The 15,600-nt window shown below is 69.6% G+C and carries 18 protein-coding genes; 9 read left to right on the forward strand and 9 right to left on the reverse strand.

The window, feature by feature from the left end; genetic code table 11:
- Window positions 1-129: 129 nt before the first annotated feature.
- The gene (locus LC452_RS08650; RefSeq protein ID WP_223624176.1) at window positions 130-498 is read left to right on the forward strand and encodes a helix-turn-helix transcriptional regulator; all 369 of its coding nucleotides are present in this window, start codon (window positions 130-132) and stop codon (window positions 496-498) included.
- A gap of 2 nt (window positions 499-500) precedes the next feature.
- Window positions 501-1,478 carry an SRPBCC family protein gene (locus LC452_RS08655; protein ID WP_223624178.1) on the forward strand — a complete coding sequence of 326 codons (978 nt, stop codon included), beginning with the start codon at window positions 501-503 and terminating at the stop codon, window positions 1,476-1,478.
- Window positions 1,479-1,536: 58 nt separating this feature from the next.
- On the opposite strand, the gene LC452_RS08660 is transcribed toward LC452_RS08655, so the two are convergent.
- The gene (locus tag LC452_RS08660; RefSeq protein ID WP_223624180.1) at window positions 1,537-2,034 is read right to left on the reverse strand and encodes a DUF3995 domain-containing protein; all 498 of its coding nucleotides are present in this window, start codon (window positions 2,032-2,034) and stop codon (window positions 1,537-1,539) included.
- A 93-nt stretch (window positions 2,035-2,127) separates the two neighbouring features.
- Here LC452_RS08660 and LC452_RS08665 point away from each other — a divergent pair, with 93 nt between their 5' ends.
- Window positions 2,128-3,519: an FAD-dependent oxidoreductase gene (locus LC452_RS08665; protein WP_223624182.1), complete on the forward strand. Its 1,392-nt coding sequence runs from the start codon at window positions 2,128-2,130 to the stop codon at window positions 3,517-3,519.
- Here the strand turns inward: LC452_RS08665 and LC452_RS08670 are convergent.
- From LC452_RS08670 to LC452_RS08700, 7 genes are all read right to left on the reverse strand, one after another.
- On the reverse strand, window positions 3,507-4,223 hold the full coding sequence (locus LC452_RS08670) for a Pr6Pr family membrane protein (RefSeq protein ID WP_223624184.1): 717 nt from the start codon (window positions 4,221-4,223) through the stop codon (window positions 3,507-3,509). The two genes, LC452_RS08665 and LC452_RS08670, sit on opposite strands and share 13 nt — an antisense overlap.
- Before the next feature lie 46 nt (window positions 4,224-4,269).
- On the reverse strand, window positions 4,270-4,659 hold the full coding sequence (locus tag LC452_RS08675; RefSeq protein ID WP_223624186.1) for a DoxX family membrane protein: 390 nt from the start codon (window positions 4,657-4,659) through the stop codon (window positions 4,270-4,272).
- Between the two features lie 30 nt (window positions 4,660-4,689).
- Window positions 4,690-5,415 (reverse strand): ribonuclease H, encoded by a 726-nt coding sequence (locus LC452_RS08680; RefSeq protein ID WP_223624188.1) that lies wholly within the window; start codon window positions 5,413-5,415, stop codon window positions 4,690-4,692.
- Between the two features lie 51 nt (window positions 5,416-5,466).
- Window positions 5,467-5,694: a hypothetical protein gene (locus LC452_RS08685; protein ID WP_223624190.1), complete on the reverse strand. Its 228-nt coding sequence runs from the start codon at window positions 5,692-5,694 to the stop codon at window positions 5,467-5,469.
- A gap of 87 nt (window positions 5,695-5,781) precedes the next feature.
- Window positions 5,782-6,045, reverse strand: coding sequence for a hypothetical protein (locus tag LC452_RS08690; RefSeq protein WP_223624192.1), 264 nt, complete (start codon window positions 6,043-6,045; stop codon window positions 5,782-5,784).
- Between the two features lie 74 nt (window positions 6,046-6,119).
- On the reverse strand, window positions 6,120-6,434 hold the full coding sequence (locus tag LC452_RS08695; protein ID WP_223624194.1) for a protealysin inhibitor emfourin: 315 nt from the start codon (window positions 6,432-6,434) through the stop codon (window positions 6,120-6,122).
- Entirely contained in the window at window positions 6,409-7,479 is a 1,071-nt protein-coding gene (locus LC452_RS08700; RefSeq protein ID WP_223624195.1) for a M4 family metallopeptidase, read from the reverse strand. The genes LC452_RS08695 and LC452_RS08700 overlap by 26 nt, the downstream gene beginning before the upstream one ends.
- A 120-nt stretch (window positions 7,480-7,599) precedes the next feature.
- Here LC452_RS08700 and LC452_RS08705 point away from each other — a divergent pair, with 120 nt between their 5' ends.
- On the forward strand, window positions 7,600-8,814 hold the full coding sequence (locus LC452_RS08705; RefSeq protein ID WP_223624198.1) for a hypothetical protein: 1,215 nt from the start codon (window positions 7,600-7,602) through the stop codon (window positions 8,812-8,814).
- Window positions 8,815-8,888: 74 nt separating this feature from the next.
- On the forward strand, window positions 8,889-10,097 hold the full coding sequence (locus LC452_RS08710) for a hypothetical protein (RefSeq protein ID WP_223624200.1): 1,209 nt from the start codon (window positions 8,889-8,891) through the stop codon (window positions 10,095-10,097).
- A gap of 69 nt (window positions 10,098-10,166) precedes the next feature.
- Here the strand turns inward: LC452_RS08710 and LC452_RS08715 are convergent, their stop codons facing one another.
- Complete coding sequence (locus LC452_RS08715; protein ID WP_223624202.1) at window positions 10,167-10,610, reverse strand: hypothetical protein; 444 nt, start codon at window positions 10,608-10,610, stop codon at window positions 10,167-10,169.
- A gap of 128 nt (window positions 10,611-10,738) precedes the next feature.
- Between LC452_RS08715 and LC452_RS08720 the strand changes: the two genes are divergently transcribed.
- From LC452_RS08720 to LC452_RS08735, 4 genes are read left to right on the forward strand one after another with little or no spacing between them, the layout of a single operon-like run.
- Window positions 10,739-12,049 (forward strand): sugar ABC transporter substrate-binding protein, encoded by a 1,311-nt coding sequence (locus LC452_RS08720; protein WP_223624204.1) that lies wholly within the window; start codon window positions 10,739-10,741, stop codon window positions 12,047-12,049.
- A gap of 2 nt (window positions 12,050-12,051) precedes the next feature.
- Entirely contained in the window at window positions 12,052-13,014 is a 963-nt protein-coding gene (locus LC452_RS08725) for a carbohydrate ABC transporter permease (protein ID WP_223624206.1), read from the forward strand.
- On the forward strand, window positions 13,011-13,955 hold the full coding sequence (locus LC452_RS08730) for a carbohydrate ABC transporter permease (protein WP_223624208.1): 945 nt from the start codon (window positions 13,011-13,013) through the stop codon (window positions 13,953-13,955). Before LC452_RS08725 ends, LC452_RS08730 begins: the two co-directional genes overlap by 4 nt.
- A complete protein-coding gene (locus tag LC452_RS08735; protein ID WP_223624210.1) occupies window positions 13,952-15,595 on the forward strand; it encodes an amylo-alpha-1,6-glucosidase in 1,644 nt (547 codons plus the stop codon). Before LC452_RS08730 ends, LC452_RS08735 begins: the two co-directional genes overlap by 4 nt.
- The last annotated feature ends 5 nt before the right edge of the window (window positions 15,596-15,600 follow it).

Genomic DNA, 15,600 nt, shown 5'->3' on the forward strand with positions numbered 1-15,600 from the left:
GGAGAAAGCACGGATGTCGGGAGGATTCGAGGACTTCACCCGATATCTGTGCAGGCTCCCAACAGGTGGGCCGACGTGAGCCCGGAAAACACTTGACATGCCCTCCGCTTCGCCCTAACCTACAACCAAATGGTTGTACAAAGAGAACTCAGCGAAGCGGAGGTCGACCGTGTGTTCCACGCACTGGCGACGTCGACCCGGCGCGACATCCTGCGTCGGACGATCGAGCGTGAGCAGTCCGTCTCGACCCTCGCCTCCGAATACGAGATGTCGTTCGCCGCGGTGCAGAAGCATGTTGCCGTGCTCGAAGCCGCGAACCTCATCGTCAAGCGCGCCGAGGGACGCGAGCGGCTCGTCCGCGCGAACCCCGAGATGATCGCCCGCGCCAGGGCGCTCCTCGCCCGATACGAAGAACTGTGGCGGTCGCGCATCGCCCGGCTCGACGACCTGCTGGCGGAGCCGGCACCGACGCAGAACGAATCCAAGGAAGAGGACTGACAATGCCTGTCACCGACGTCATCACCGACACCGAGAACCTGACCATGACGGTCGTGGCCGACTTCGCCGCTCCCGTCGAGCGGGTCTGGAGCGCGTACAGCGACCCGCGCCAGCTCGAGCGCTTCTGGGGGCCTCCCGGATGGCCGGCCACCTTCAGCGAATGGGACCACACCGTGGGCGGTCACGCCGTCTACACGATGAACGGACCCCGCGGAGAGCGCTCGTCCGGCTCGTGGGAGTTCCTCGCCATCGACGCCCCGCACCGGTTCGAGGTGCTCGATTCCTTCGTCGACGAAGACGGCAAGCCGCTCGAGGGATTCCCGGCGCAGCGGATGTCGTTCGACTTCGAGTCCACCGCCGACGGCACCCGCATGGTGACGACGAGCCACTTCGCCTCGGTCGACGCGATCGAGCAGGTCGTCTCGATGGGCCAGGTCGAGGGCATCAAGCTCGCGATGAGCCAGCTCGACACCGTGCTGCAGGACCTCCGCGACTACGCGCAGGGCAAGGGCACGAACGTCGAACTGCTCGACGACGTGCACGTACGCATCACCCGCCTCGTCGAAGGACCGCGCGAGCTCGTCTGGCGCGCCCACAACGAACCGGAGCTCATGAAGCAGTGGCTGCTCGGACCCGACGGCTGGGAGATGACGGAGTGCGTCGTCGCCACCGAGGTCGGCCAGTCGTACCGAACCTCGTGGGCGCCGATCGGCGACACCGAGGGCCAGCCGTTCGGCTTCGAGGGCGAGACGCTGCTGGTCGACGCCCCGCGCCGGTCCGTGCAGACCGAGCGGATGATCGGGATGCCGGTCGAGACGCTCAACGACCTGAACCTCTATGAGGAGGACGGCGCGACGCTGATCACGCTCTACATCGAGTACCCCGACAAGGAGACGCGCGACATGATCCTCGCCACCGGCATGGCCGACGGCATGGAGGCCTCGTACGCCCGCCTCGAGAAGGAGCTGCTCGCCGTCTGAGCGTTCAGTACTCAGGAGAAACCGGTCGATCCCCTCGAGGATCGGCCGGTTTCTGCCATCAGGCCGCGGTTCTTCCTGAGTTGTGAACAGCAGAAAGGCGCAACCACGCGATGAGCGCCAGTCCCCAGACGAGGAAGAGCGGATCCCAGAGCAACGCGTGACCGATCATCGCCTGCCGGTCGTATCCGCCCTCGGGTCGCACGAGGCCGAGCAGCACGGCACCGCTCACCACGACGTTCGCGCCACCGTAGAGGATGAGCACGACTCCGCCGATCGCGCAGACGGCACGCCAGAATCGCGCCCCGGGCATCCGGCCGTAGGCGACGGCGAGAGGAATGAGCGCCGCGAGCGCCTTGACGACCCCGATGCCGCCGAGCAACAGGCCCGCCTCGAGCGGGGACTCCTCGAGGGCCTCGACCGCCCACTGACCGACGGTCGGCAACAGCCAGCGACCCCCGAATGCCCAGTACAGACTGGATGCCGCGTGCAGAAGCCCGGCGACGCAGGCGACCCAGATGGCGGTCCTGGCGAGGGACGCGCTCCGCTCCTCGCTCATGCGCTCACGGTACCCGTTCACCCGAACTTGTTGAGCCCCTCGCCGACGGATGCTGTCGCTCACACCTGCGAGGCGGGATAAAGTGGCGACACGATGAGGATCACGCGCCGCACTCTGCTCATGGGCGCCGGAGTCGGTGCCGTCTCGGTGCTGCTGGCGTCGTGCACACCGGATCCGGAGCCCACTCCGACCCCCACGCCGACCCGCGACCCGCAGCCGCAGCCGGGTGTGCCGGAGCCGTCCGCTCGCCTCCGCAGCTCGTGGACCACCGACCCGTTCTCGTATGGCGCCGTGAGCTTCACCCCGGTCGGGGTCCTCGCCGAGACCCGGTCGCTGCTCGCCCGGCCCGTCGGCGACCGCGTCTTCTTCGCGGGCGAGGCGACGGATGCCGACGAGCCTGGCACGATGCGGGGCGCGATCCGCTCCGGCGCGCGCGCCGCGGATGAGGTCGAGGACGTTGCGGCGTCAGGGGAGCGCATCGCCGTCATCGGTGCAGGGCTGGCCGGTGCGACGGTCGCGGCACGCCTCGTGGGGGCCGATATGCAGGTCACGGTCTTCGAGGCGCGTGACCGTATCGGCGGCCGCATCCATTCGGTGACCGACGACGCCTGGCCGATGCCGGTGCAGCTCGGAGCCTGGCTCTTCAGCGCGGCGGACGATGACCTGCTCCGGCGCATGGAGTCGTGGGACATCGGTGTGATCGACCTCGACGGCGCGCAGTGGCGCGCGCCCGAAGGCGATGTCGAACCGGTCGACGATCAGCCCCTGGAAGCCGCGATCGCAGAGGCCCAGGCGGGTCCGGCGGACATCGCGCTGACAGAGGCACTCGTCGCGGCCGGTGGCGACCCCGACGACCCGTCGACCGCCGCGCTTCTCTCCTTCCTGGCGACGTCAGCGGGAGCGGATGCCGCCGACCTCTCGAGCTGGTTCCCGCCTCTGCTGCCCTCCGACCCGGTCGAGGGCGCCGACGCAGTCGACGGTGCTGATGCCGTGCAGGGCGCGCGCGACGACCTCACCCCGCTCGTCGAGGATGCCCTCGACGGCGTCAAGGTCTCGCTGTCGTCGCCGATCAGCAGGCTCGCCTACGACGACACCGGCGTGAGCGTGCGGCTCGGCACGGGCGAGGCCCTGTCGTTCGATCGGGTCATCGTGACCGTGCCGCTCGGCGTGCTGCAGGAACAGGATCTCGAGTTCGATCCGCCGCTGCCGTTCAGCAACCGCAACGCCATCGGCGCGCTCGGCATGGGTCGTATCGAGACGATCTGGCTGCAGTTCGACGAGGCGTTCTGGGACGTGGATGCGGCCGTCTGGCACACGGTGGGCGCCGATGTCGGCATCCGCACCTGGATCAACCTGCGGCCGGCGACGGGCGAGAACATCCTGGTGGGGATCGTCGGCGGTGCGGCCGCTGAGGAGTTCGCGGCGCTCGACGACACCGAGGCTCTCGAGTCGGCGATGGAGTCCCTCGCGATCTACGCGTCCTGACCCACGGACACGAGGGGCCGCGTCGTCTCGACCCGGTCCCCTTCATCCGGCTCGCGCCACTTCTCGCGCGTCGGCATCCGGCTGATCAGGACGAGCATCGCGGCGACCGCGGCGAACACGGCGAGGGCCACGCCCGAGAAGATGAAGAATTCCGCCGGCCCGCTCACCTGCCGCGGGTCGAGGAAGTAGTACGGGTACCAGCCGATGAGCGGCCCGCGCCACAGCGTGAACACTCCCCAGATGACCGGATACGCCAGGGTGATCGGAACGACCCGCCACGGCACGGAACGGTGGCCCGGCGCGAGCGCCCACGCCGCGATCGTGCACGCGGGGAGCCAGAAGTGCAGCACCTGATCGGACCAGGGGACATCGATGCGGATGCCGCGCTCACCGCCCTGCCAGACCATCACGGCGAAGACGATTCCGGCCGTGATCGTCCACGAGAGCACGAGCGCGAGGGCGACGGTCAGCCAGCGCGGATCCTCTGCACGCCGCAGCGCGATGACGCCCGCGACGATCAGCAGCACCACGAACGCGATGTTGGACTGGTTCGTCAGGTACGCGAAGAAGTTCTGGCTCGCGATCGTGTTCGAGGCGAGACCCCACGCCAGCCGATGGATCAGCGAGACCAGGCAGATGGCGGCCGCGCCCAGACGGAGCACGCCGAAGACCGTGCGGGCCTTCACCGTCGCGTCACCGTCCATGCCATCAGCCGAGTCTACGGATCGGCGCCCGTGACCTCGCCGTTTGTCAGTGTCGAGGGGTGCGCGTCGACCAGAGGGCCAGCACGACGAGCACGGGCTGGAAGAACAGGCGCACGAAGCGCTTGATCTCGGTGTCGAGCCCGAAGCCGTCGCGGTGATGCATCCACTGCGCGAGGTTGCCCGGGAACACGGCGACGAAGAACAGCGCGGCGATGACGCCGACCAGTCCGCGGCGGCGACGGGCGAGCAGCAGCGCCGAACCCAGCGCGACCTCGGCCACGCCCGAGGCGACGACGGTCACGTCGGGGTCGAGCGGCAGCGACTCGGGCACCTGCGCCTGGAACTCCTCGCGCGCGAACGTGAGGTGCGAGACCCCGGCGAAGACGAGGGCTGAACCCAGGAAGAGGCGGCCGATGGTGCGGGCGGGAGTCGACATGCTGCGAGTGTACGCCGCAGCATCCGCTTGTCAGATGAGGCGGCGGAGCGCCTCTTCGAGCGACACGCCCTGCGCCTCGGCGCGATCGCGCAGCCGCGCGTGCTCATCGCCGGAGAGCGCGAGGCGCACCTCAATCGGGTCGTCGACGGGTGCGTCGAGACCGTCGAGCAGATCGGATGCCTCGGCCCAGAGCGTCTCGACCGGCGCGGCGGTGGCGACGGGCGCTGCGGGCGCGGCAACCGCAGAACTCGCGATCGGAGCGGATGCCGCGACGGCGGCCCCGGCATCCGTCGCTCTCGTGAAGCCGGGACCGCGGCGCGGCTCCTGCTTGTTCTTGTAGGCGGTGGCCGCCGCGTTCGCGCGCTCGTCGGCGGCCTCGTTCAGGTCGTCGCCGGCGTGCCCCTTCACCCAGGAGAACTGCACGTCGCGCCCGCGCATGGCTTCGTCGATGCCCTCGAGCAGGTCGCGGTTGAGCACGGGCCCGCCGTCGGACTTGCGCCATCCCTTGCGCTTCCACCCCGGCATCCACTTCGTCACCGAGTCGATCACGTAGCGGCTGTCGCACCAGATGTGCAGCTTCTCGTCGGTGCCCGCCGTCGCCTTCAGCAGCTCGAGCACCGCCTGCAGCTCGCCCTGATTGTTCGTTCCGTGCGCGGATCCGCCCGCTGCCCAGTTGTCATCGTCGATGTACCAGGCCCACCCGTTGGGGCCGGGATTGCCCAGGGCGGAGCCGTCTGCGGCGGCGGTGATCGTCATCCCTCCACCGTAGCCGGGGGTGGCCCGGATGCCGGACCGGCACGTGGGGTCTCAGTCGCCCGGTTCGTCCTCGGGTTCACGATCCGCGATCGTGACGGCATCGGGCGCGGGAGCCGCGACCGGGAAGACGATCGAGTTCACATCGACGCCGAGGCCGAGCGCCATCGGATCGACCGGCGGCGCCGTGTCGAGCAGGTCGGCGGCGCTCCGGTCGAGCGGTTCGGACGGGAGGCCCGCCCACTGGTTCTCTTCTTCCTTGCGCTGATCGAACAGTCCCATACGTCCCATTGTCGCCCCGCCGCGAGGCGGGGCGACCGGATTCACACGGGATTGATCGGATGCCGGAAGAGCGGCGAACCCTCGGGGTCAGCCGATCGTGCGGTAGTGGAAGTAGTAGCCGCTGGCGGTGAAGCCGCCCTGCACCGGGTAGTACGTGCAGCCCTGGCTGATCTTCGTCCAGGAGGAGATGTAACCGGGGATCGCCGCCTGGCAGGCGGCCAGGCTGGAGAACGGACCGACACCCCACTGCTGGCCCGCGGCCTGCGCCGGAGCAGGCCCCGCGAGCAGGAGGATTCCGGCGACCATGGCACCGGCGACGACAGTGGACACGCGCTTCTTCGCAATAGTCATACCCCGGAGCCTAGGCACGGTCGGCTGCTGCAGGTATGGGCAGGGCTGCCCCGCGACCAGGACCGGAGGAGCGGTCAGCCGGCTCTCTTCGACGCCTGGCGGACGGCATCGACGAGTGCCCGCCAGGGGCCGTCGACCTCGGAGTCGCTCAGGTCGCGCTCGCGACGCTCCGAGGGGGTGCGGGCGCGGATGCTCCATACGAAGCGGTCGGCGCCGGCGGTGGCATCCGCCTCCTGATCCCACGGGCAGCTGTCGATGAGCGTGATCCAGTCATCGGCGTCGGGCGCCTCGGCCTCGACCCGCCACTGACGACGGATGCCGGCGATGCCGCCCGAGCGCACCACCGCGATCACGACGCGGACGTCAGTCGGAGGAGGGGACTCGCTCATCCTCATAGACTCCCACGGTGGTCCACGCGCGTCGAGCGGCAGCAGCAGTCTCGTCGTCGATCTCGGTCGCCGCGGCGACCGTGGCGTCGGCGAACTCGGTGAAGGTCGCGGTGCTGGACAGGCCTCCGGTGAGGGCGCGGTACCAGGTGGTGCCGGCGCGCTCCCAGGCGTTGCCGCCGAGGTCGATCGCGAAGACGGCGAACGCGCGATTGGGGATGCCGGAGTTGATGTGCACGCCGCCGTTGTCTTCGGTCGTGCGCACGTAGTCGCTCATGTGGGCGGGCTGGGGGTCTTTGCCGAGCTCGTCGTCGTCATAGGCCGTGCCGGGTTCGATCATGGAGCGCAGGGCCTTGCCCTCGACGGCGTCGGTGAAGATCTCTGCGCCGATGAGCCAGGTCGCCTTGTCGGCGGTCTGCCCGAGGGAGTACTGCTCGGTCAGCGCGCCGAACACGTCGGCGATCGACTCGTTGAGCGCGCCCGGCTGCCCCTGGTACTCGAGGTTCGCGGTGTGCTGCACGACGCCGTGGGCGAGCTCGTGCCCGATGACCGTTGTGGAGCCGGTGAAGTCCTGGAACACCTCGCCGTCGCCGTCTCCGAACACCATGCGCTGCCCGTCCCAGAACGCGTTGTCGTAGTCGACGCCGTAGTGCACGGTCGCATCGAGTGGCGCGCCGGCATCGTCGAGCGAGTTGCGGCCGAACGCCGACAGCAGCATCTCGAACGTCGCGCCGAGTCCGTCGAAGGCCTCATTCACCGCGGCGTCGTCGACCGGGGCGTCGTCTTCCGTGCGCACGACCGCACCGGGCAGCTCCTGCGTGTTGCCGGCGTCGCTGATCGTGCGGTTCGGCGCGTCGGACAGCTGAGCGACGAGGTCGCCGTTCTCGTCGATCGAGAGGTCGATGCGGGCGCGGAACGGAGGCCTGCCGACCGTCAGCGTCTTCCGAGCGGCGGCCGCCGCCCTGGGGAATCGGCCCGACTCGGCCAGACGCGCGAGGAGATAGGAGGGGACGACGCCGTGACGCTCGAAGGATGCTGTGCTGCTCATGTTGCGACCCTACGCCGGGCCGCGGACGTTCAGCATCGGACGTTCGGCCACAGCCCGAATATCGATATGTCGCGGTCTCGGCTTGAGATTGATAATCATTCTCAATAGGGTGAGACGCCTATGGACGTCTTCCCACCTCGCCGATCAGCGACGGCCGCCGCGACCCTGATCGCCGTGCTGTCGCTCGCCGCCTGCGTCGCTCCGCCCGCCCCGGATGCCGTGCCGGCGCCGGCATCCGACGGCCATGGCCTCGACGCCGGCACGGCGGCCGAGGTCGCATCACCGGCCCTCGCCCTCGTCATCGCCGACGCCGAGGGCGCCGTGACCCTGCTCGACCTCGAGAGCGAGGAGCGCTCGGAGATCTCCGCCGCGCGACCCGACATCGAGAAGATCGACAGCGACGGCCGCCTCGTCTACATCGCGCACTCCGCCGGCGGAGGCACGGCGGTCGACGTCATCGACACCGCCCGCTGGACCGCCCCGCACGGCGACCACACGCACTCCTTCCTCGGCGAGCCCCGCATGGTCGGCACCCTCGAAGGCGCCGGAGACGCGACCATCACCGCGGGTGCGCAGCGCGCCACGGTCCGCTTCGACGACGGCGACCTCGTCGTCCTCGCGCACGACGACCTCGCCGCCGGCTTCGATGATGCCGCGCGCACCGGCATCCGTGCCACCGGCTCCGTCGTCCCCTTCGCCGACCACCTGCTGGCGACAGCGGATGCCGGGATCGCGGTCACCGACACGACGGGCACCCCCGTCTCGGCCCTCACGACCCCGTGCACCTCACCGTCGGATGCCGACATCACGCGCGTCGGCGCGGTTTTCACGTGTGCGGAGGGCGCCGTGCTCTTCACCCGCGAGGTCGGCGGAGCGCTCGCCGTCGAGACCGTCGCGTACCCCGTCGGAGCCCCCGGGGCCACCGAGCTCTCCGGTCGCGCCGACCGCCCTGATCTCGCCGGCGTCGCGGGCGACCGGGGTGCCTGGCTGCTCGACGTGCGCGAGCGGCAGTGGACGCATCTCCCCTCCGACGTGCCGCTGGTGCGCGCGGTCGCGATCGGCGACGACGACGGGCGAACCGTCGCGATCGACGCCGAGGGTCGCGTGCGCGTGCTGTCGTCCGACGGCACGGTCCTCGCCCGCACCGAACCGCTGCTGGCGGCATCCGTCGCCGACCCGGCGCTCCGCGACCGCGTGCAGCTGGTCGTCGACGCCCGGCACGCCTACGTCAGCGATCCTGCCGCCGGAGCCGTGCACGAGATCGACCACGCCGACGCCGTCGTCACCCGCACCTTCACCGACCTGGACCCCTGGCTCCTCCGCCAGGTCGGCTGACCCCGCACCTCGGCGGCACCCGTCGCCGCGCGCATCCCGCGCACCCACCCGCAGAACAGAGAAAGGGAGACACCATGTCCCTACCCGTCCGCAGCCGCCTCGCGGCAGGCGCGCTCGCCGCATTCGCGGTCGTCGCGCTCGCCGGATGCGCGACCGCATCACCCGCAGCATCCGGCGGATCCGCCGCACCGGAAGAGGAGCACGAGGCCGACACCCGCATCGCGGTGACCTATGACGGCGGAGTCCTCGTGCTGGACGGAGAGACCCTCGAGACCGTCGACCAGGTCGAGCTCGACGGCTTCCTGCGCGTCAACGGCGCCGGCGACCACGACGGCCACGTCTTCGTCACCGCCGAAGACGGCTTCCACGTGCTCGACACCGGTCTCGCGTCCGGCGAGGTCGCGTTCACCGGCGAGGTGTTCGAGGCCGAAGCCGCCGGCCACGTCACCCCGCATGCCGGGCGCACGGCGCTCTTCGACGACGGCACCGGCGAGGTGCGCGTGTTCGACACCGACGCCATCGGCACCGGCACGCTGCCGGAGTTCGACACCCTCACATCGGAGGCCGCCCACCACGGCGTCGCGATCGAGCTCTCCGACGGCACGACCCTGTCGACGATCGGCACCGCGGAGGCCCGCACGGGCGTGCGTCATCTGGCGGCTGACGGCACCGAGCTCGCCCGCGACGAGCAGTGCCCGAGCGTGCACGGCGAGGGAGCGCTGAAGGGCGAGACTGTGATGTTTGGATGCCAGGACGGCGTGCTGCTCTTCTCCGACGGCGGGTTCACCAAGCTCGACGCTCCCGACGAGTTCGGCCGCACGGGCAACGCCTACGTCACCGACACCAGCGCGATCGCGGTGGGCGACTACAACGCCGACCCCGACAGCGAGGGCTACCTGCTGTCCACGCTCGCGCTGATCGACACCGACACGCAGCAGCTCTCCGTCGTCGACCTGCCGGACGGCATGGAGTACACCTGGCGCGGGGTCGGGCGCGACGCGCACGACGACATCGTGGTGCTGAGCTCCGACGGCAACCTGTCGCTGCTCGACGAGACCGGCGCGGTCATCGACCAGTGGAGCGTCATCGAGCCGTGGGAGAGCCCTGCGGAGTGGCAGCAGCCCCACCCGGGTCTGCACGTCGTCGGCGACATCGCCTACGTGACGGAGCCCGCGTCCGAGAAGATCCTCGCGATCGATCTGCACTCGGGTGAGGTGTCGGCATCGGCGGCGCTCGGCGTCGTGCCGAACGAGTTCGTGGTGGTCGGCGCCGCCGGTCACTGAGGTCCGAGGGCGGGTCCGTGAAGGCGGGCCCGCCTTCGGCGTGCGCAGTTCGGGCGGGCGCCAGTGCCGTCAGTCCTTCTCGATGGCGAGCACCGTGGTGCGCATGCCGTCGGACTCGTACTGCACCGGCATGCCGGGATGGTCGATCGAGAACCAGAAGACGCCGTCGTCGGTGTCGTACTTCCGGCAGGTCAGGTCGCCGAGGGGAGTGGTCAGAGACACCGTCGACACGCTCGTCGTGCCGGCGTCGAACGCGGCATGACCCTGCAGCTCGGCCCAGGTGACCCGGTTCGACACGATCGCCTTGGGGTCGGCGGCCGCCCACCGGTCGAGGGTCGCGCCCTCGGCATCCGTCTCGCGGAAGCGGTTGACGTGCTCGCCGAGCGGGCCGTCCGGGCCCTCCAGCAGCAGCCGGATCACCTTGCCCGCACCCGTCGCGTCGCGGATCTCGTCGGCGGTGAACGGTGTCGGAAGCAGTCCGGGGCCGAGCACATGCGGGTCAGTGGCATCCATCCCGTCATTCTCCGCCACCTGCGGCGGCAGCACTCGCATCTTGACAGGATTGCGTTCTGTATACAGAATACTGATGAGCCCGAGAGGCTCTCCCGACACGATCTTCCGACGATGAAAGAGGTAGCGAGATGGCACGTGCGAACGTGACGCGGTATCTGGCACTGGTTGCTGCCGGCGCTCTGGCACTGGGGCTCGCCGCGTGCAGCGGCGGTGGCGGAGGCGGCGGCGTGGATGCCGACGGCAAGGCCACGGTCGTCTGGTCCACCTGGGGCACCGCCGACGAGCTCACCCGTTACGAGGAGTTCAACAAGGACTTCATGGAGCGCCACCCCGACATCACCGTCAAACTGCAGCCCGTCGCCGACTACGGCGACTACCACTCCAAGCTGCTCGCTCAGCTCACCAGCAACACCGCCCCCGACGTGTTCTACGTGGGCGACGACAAGATCGGCCAGTTCGTCGACTCGAAGCGCCTCATGCCGCTGAACGAGCTGATGGACTCGAAGGACAGCAAGACGAAGAAGGACGACTTCTTCCCCGGTCTCTTCGGCGCCGCCGAGAACGACGGCGAGGTGTACGCGGCTCCGAACGACTCGAACCCCGACGTGTTCTGGTACGACAAGCAGGCGCTCGCCGCCGCCGGCATCACCGAGGATCCCGCGACCCTGGCCGAGAAAGGCGAGTGGACGACCGACAAGTTCCTCGAGATGAACGCGAAGCTGCACGACGCGGGCCTCACCGGCACCATGTACTGGAACTACTGGGCCACCCACTGGAGCTGGCTGTCGTCGCAGGGCCTCGACGCTCCGTACGACGACTCCGGCGCCTTCGTCGCGAACAAGGATGCCGACACCGTCGACGCCGTGCAGCAGCTCGGCGACCTCTTCGAGGACGGCACCTTCGTCGTCGCCGACACCCTCCCCGACGGCGCCGGAGCCGACAGCGTGTTCGTGACGCACAAGGCCGGCTTCTTCGTGCAGGGCCGCTACACGATCGGCACGGTCGACGCGACGGGCGAGCAGGACAGCTACGACATCGTGCAGTGGCCGACCCCCGACGGCGCCGCGGCGCCCACCGGGGTGGCGACCAGCTTCCTCGCGATCAACGCCAAGACCAAGGTGAAGGATGCGGCGTTCACGTTCTGGACCGAGTTCCTCTCGGCCGAGGGCCAGACGTTCCGTCTCCAGGGCGGCGGCAACGCGGTCCCGTCGATCAAGGGCGCCGACGACGTCGTGCTCGAGGGCGACTACCCGGCGCACGCGCAGACCTTCCTCGACATGCGCGACATCGGCTTCGAGGACTACCCGGCCGAGGCGATGGTCCCGGGCCTCCCGACCGCGATCGCCGACGAGTTCCTGAAGCTCTACGAGGGCAAGGCGGATGCCCAGGCGACGCTGGACACCATCGCCGACGTGATCAAGGACCGGTCGGAGAAGTAAGAGTGACCACTCTCACCGAGAACGGGCGGATGCCGCAGGCAGCACCTGCGGCATCCGCCCCGCCCCTGCGCAAGGAGGCGCCCTGGCGCCGCCGGGATCGCCTCTGGGGGTACATCTTCGTCGGCCCGCAGATGATCGGCATGGGCCTCTTCGTGGTGCTGCCCTTCGCCGCGAGCCTCGTGCTCGCGTTCGCGGACTGGGACGGCCTGACCGACCTCACCTGGGTGGGCTTCGCCAACTTCGCCGATCAGCTGCAGGATCCGCTGCTCGGCCGCGCCATCCTCAACACCCTGATCATCGCCGTCGTGACGGTGCCGATCGGGCTCGGCCTCTCGGTGATCGTCGCGGTCGCGCTCGAGAAGCTGAAGACGCGCACCCTCTACCTGATCCTCTTCTTCGCCCCCGTCGTCACCTCGACGGTCGCCGTGGCGATGATCTGGCAGCAGATGTTCCGCTCCGACGGCCTGCTGTCGGTCACCATCTCGAAGATCTTCGGCATCACGCCGCCGGACTGGCTGCAGGATCCGAAGCTCGCCCTCCTCGCCGTCTGCATCGTCACGATCTGGTCGTCGATGGGTCTCAACGTCGTGATCTTCCTCGCCGGGCTGCAGAACATCTCGCCCTCGGTGATCGAGGCCGCGCGCATCGACGGCGCCGGTCCCTGGCGGCTGTTCACCAGCATCCGTCTGCCGCTGCTCTCGCCCATCGTCTTCTTCTCGTCGGTCGTGGCCTTCATCTCGTCGCTGCAGACGTTCGACACCGTCTACGTGCTCGTGCAGAACGCCGGGCCCGACAACGCGACCCGCACGATCGTCTACCACATCTTCGATCTGGGCTTCGGGCGGTTCGAGTTCGGTCCGTCGAGCGCCGCGAGCATCATCCTGCTCGTGCTGACCCTCGTCATCACGCTGGTGCAGTTCGGTGCACAGAAGAAGTTCGTCCACTACGAGGATGACCCCGCATGAGCACCCAGACCCCGCCGCTGACCGGTCCTGCTCCGGCGACCGACTCGACCATCGCGCTCACCGCGCCCGGATACCGCCGACGCGGTCGTGGCGGACCCGGTGGCGGACGATCGCGCCGACGCCTCGGATCCACCGCCCTGCACGTCGTGCTGATCGTCGCCGGCATCGCGATGGTGTTCCCGTTCGTGTGGATGCTGCTCACCTCGTTCAAGACGCTGCCGCAGCTGCTGAAGAACCCGCTCGAGTTCCTGCCGAACCCCTGGACCTTCGACAACTACGCCGAGGCGTGGAACGCCGTGCCGTTCGGGCAGGCGTATCTCAACAGCGGGTACATCGCCCTGCTCGTCGTGGTCGGCACCCTCATCACCGCCTCGATGGCCGGCTACGCGTTCGCGCGCATCCGCTTCCGCGGCAGCCGCGTGCTGTTCATCGTGTTCCTCGCGACGCAGATGATCCCCAAGCAGGTCACGCTCATCCCGTTCTACCTGCTCATGTCGAACCTCGGCTGGGTCGACTCCCACCTCGCGCTCATCGTGCCGGGCGTCATCGCGAACCCGTTCGCCGTGTTCCTGATGCGGCAGTTCGTGCTGGCACTCCCGCGCGAGCTCGAGGAGGCCGCGATCGTCGACGGCGCCGGCCGCTGGCGCATCTTCTGGAGCGTCGTGCTGCCGAACCTCAAGCCGGGACTCGCCGCGCTCAGCATCATCGTCGCGCTCGACGTGTGGAACGCGTTCCTCTTCCCGCTCGTGCTGCTGAACTCGCCCGACCTCTTCACGGTGCCGCTGCTGCTGAACGCGTTCGAGAGTCAGCAGGGCTCGGTCAACTACGGCCTCGTGATGGCGGCCTCCGCGATCGCCACCGTCCCGATGCTGATCGTGTTCGTGATCGGGCAGCGCAAGATCCTCAACAGCATGGCCGCCTCGGGCCTCGGAGGACGATGATGACGGATGCCGCGGCCCTCGCCGGGCGCCACCTCGACCTGGTGTCGGCGCCGTTCACCCTCCCGCGGTCGCGCGTGCTCGTGTTCCGCGAGGGCGACGGCGTGCGGGTGCACACCTCGGAGTACGAGCGGCGGCTCACGGAGTGCCGGGTTCTCGATCGTCTGACGGTGTCGGATGCCGACGGGCAGGTGCTGCCGGTGACGGACGTGCTCCCGGGGCGGATCACCTTCGGGGAAGCGCCCGATCCCACCGCCACGCTCACCTTCGCCGACCCGTCGACGCTGAGTCTGGGCGGGACCGCCGATCTGACCGTGCGGCTCGAGCTCCCGGACGGCAGCGTGTGGCGGCATCCGCTCGGCGACGGCATCCGGATCCGCATCGCCGCCGACCGCTCCGTGACCGTCGAGCCCGGCGACCACGATGCCGCGCTCGCGGCGACGGACCGCATCTGGTCGGACTGGTTCGCGAAGTGCCCGACGGTGCGCGACGACCTGCAGGAGATGACCGCGTTCTGCTGGTGGGTGCTCGGCGCGAACATCGTCGAGCTGCCGTCGCTGGGCGATGCGCGGGCGATCGTCCCGTCGAAGATCGGCTACGTCGGACTCTGGCAGTGGGACGCGTACTTCATCGCGGTCGGTCTGCGTCACGGCGACCCCGAGCTCGCCCGCGAGCAGCTCGAGATCGCGTTCCGGTTCCCGCAGCCCGACGGACAGCTGCCCGACGTCGTGCATGAGGAGGGTGTGCTCGCCACGAGCGACGACCTGCCCGAGAGCGATCGCGCGAACCTGCGCCGCGCGGGCTCGCAGATCGCCGACCCGAGCGCTCCCGTGCCCCTGACGAAGCCGCCTCTCGCGGCCTGGGCGCTGCGCAAGGTGCTCGAGGCGGAGGACGCACCCGACTGGGCACGCGAGCAGCTCGGCCGCGTCATCCGCTCGCAGGACTGGTGGTTCGCCGGCAGCGATCTCGATCACGACGGGATGCCGGAGTACGGGCATCCGTACTCGTCGGGTCTCGACGACAGCCCGATCTTCGACGGCCCTCTGCCGACTGCCGCGCCCGACCTCGGGGCGTACCTCGTGCGGCAGGATCTCGAGATCGCCGGACTGCTCGCCCGTTACGAGCCGGGTGCCGACCTGACGCGGTTCGCCGCGCGGGCTGCGGCGACGCAGGAACTGCTGCTGGAGATGTGGGATGCCGAGCGCGGCAGGTTCCTCGCCGCGGGCGGTGGGGAGGTGCAGCTCAGCGACACGATCGTCGGCCTGATGCCGCTTCTCACCGGCACGCTGCCGGAGCCGATCGCCGAGGGGCTGCGTGCGGCTGTCGACGACCCCGAGCGGTTCGCGCTGGCGTGGGGGCTGCCGACGGTGGCGGCATCCGATCCCGAGTTCTCGGCCGAGCGGATGTGGCGAGGCCCTGTCTGGGTGAACACCAACGTCCTCGTCGCCGAGGGGCTCGAGGCATCCGGATACGCCGATCGGGCGCGAGAGCTGCGCGAGCAGACCGTCGCACTCGTGATCCACGGCGGCGGGCCGCACGAGTACTTCAACCCGCGCACCGGTCAGAAGGCCCGCACCGCGACGACCGCTTTCGGCTGGTCGGCCGCGCTCTTCATCGACCTCGCGGTCACGCTGTCGGGATGACGCGG

Source organism: Microbacterium sp. EST19A, from assembly GCF_019969685.1.
In the GTDB taxonomy this organism is placed as follows: domain Bacteria; phylum Actinomycetota; class Actinomycetes; order Actinomycetales; family Microbacteriaceae; genus Microbacterium.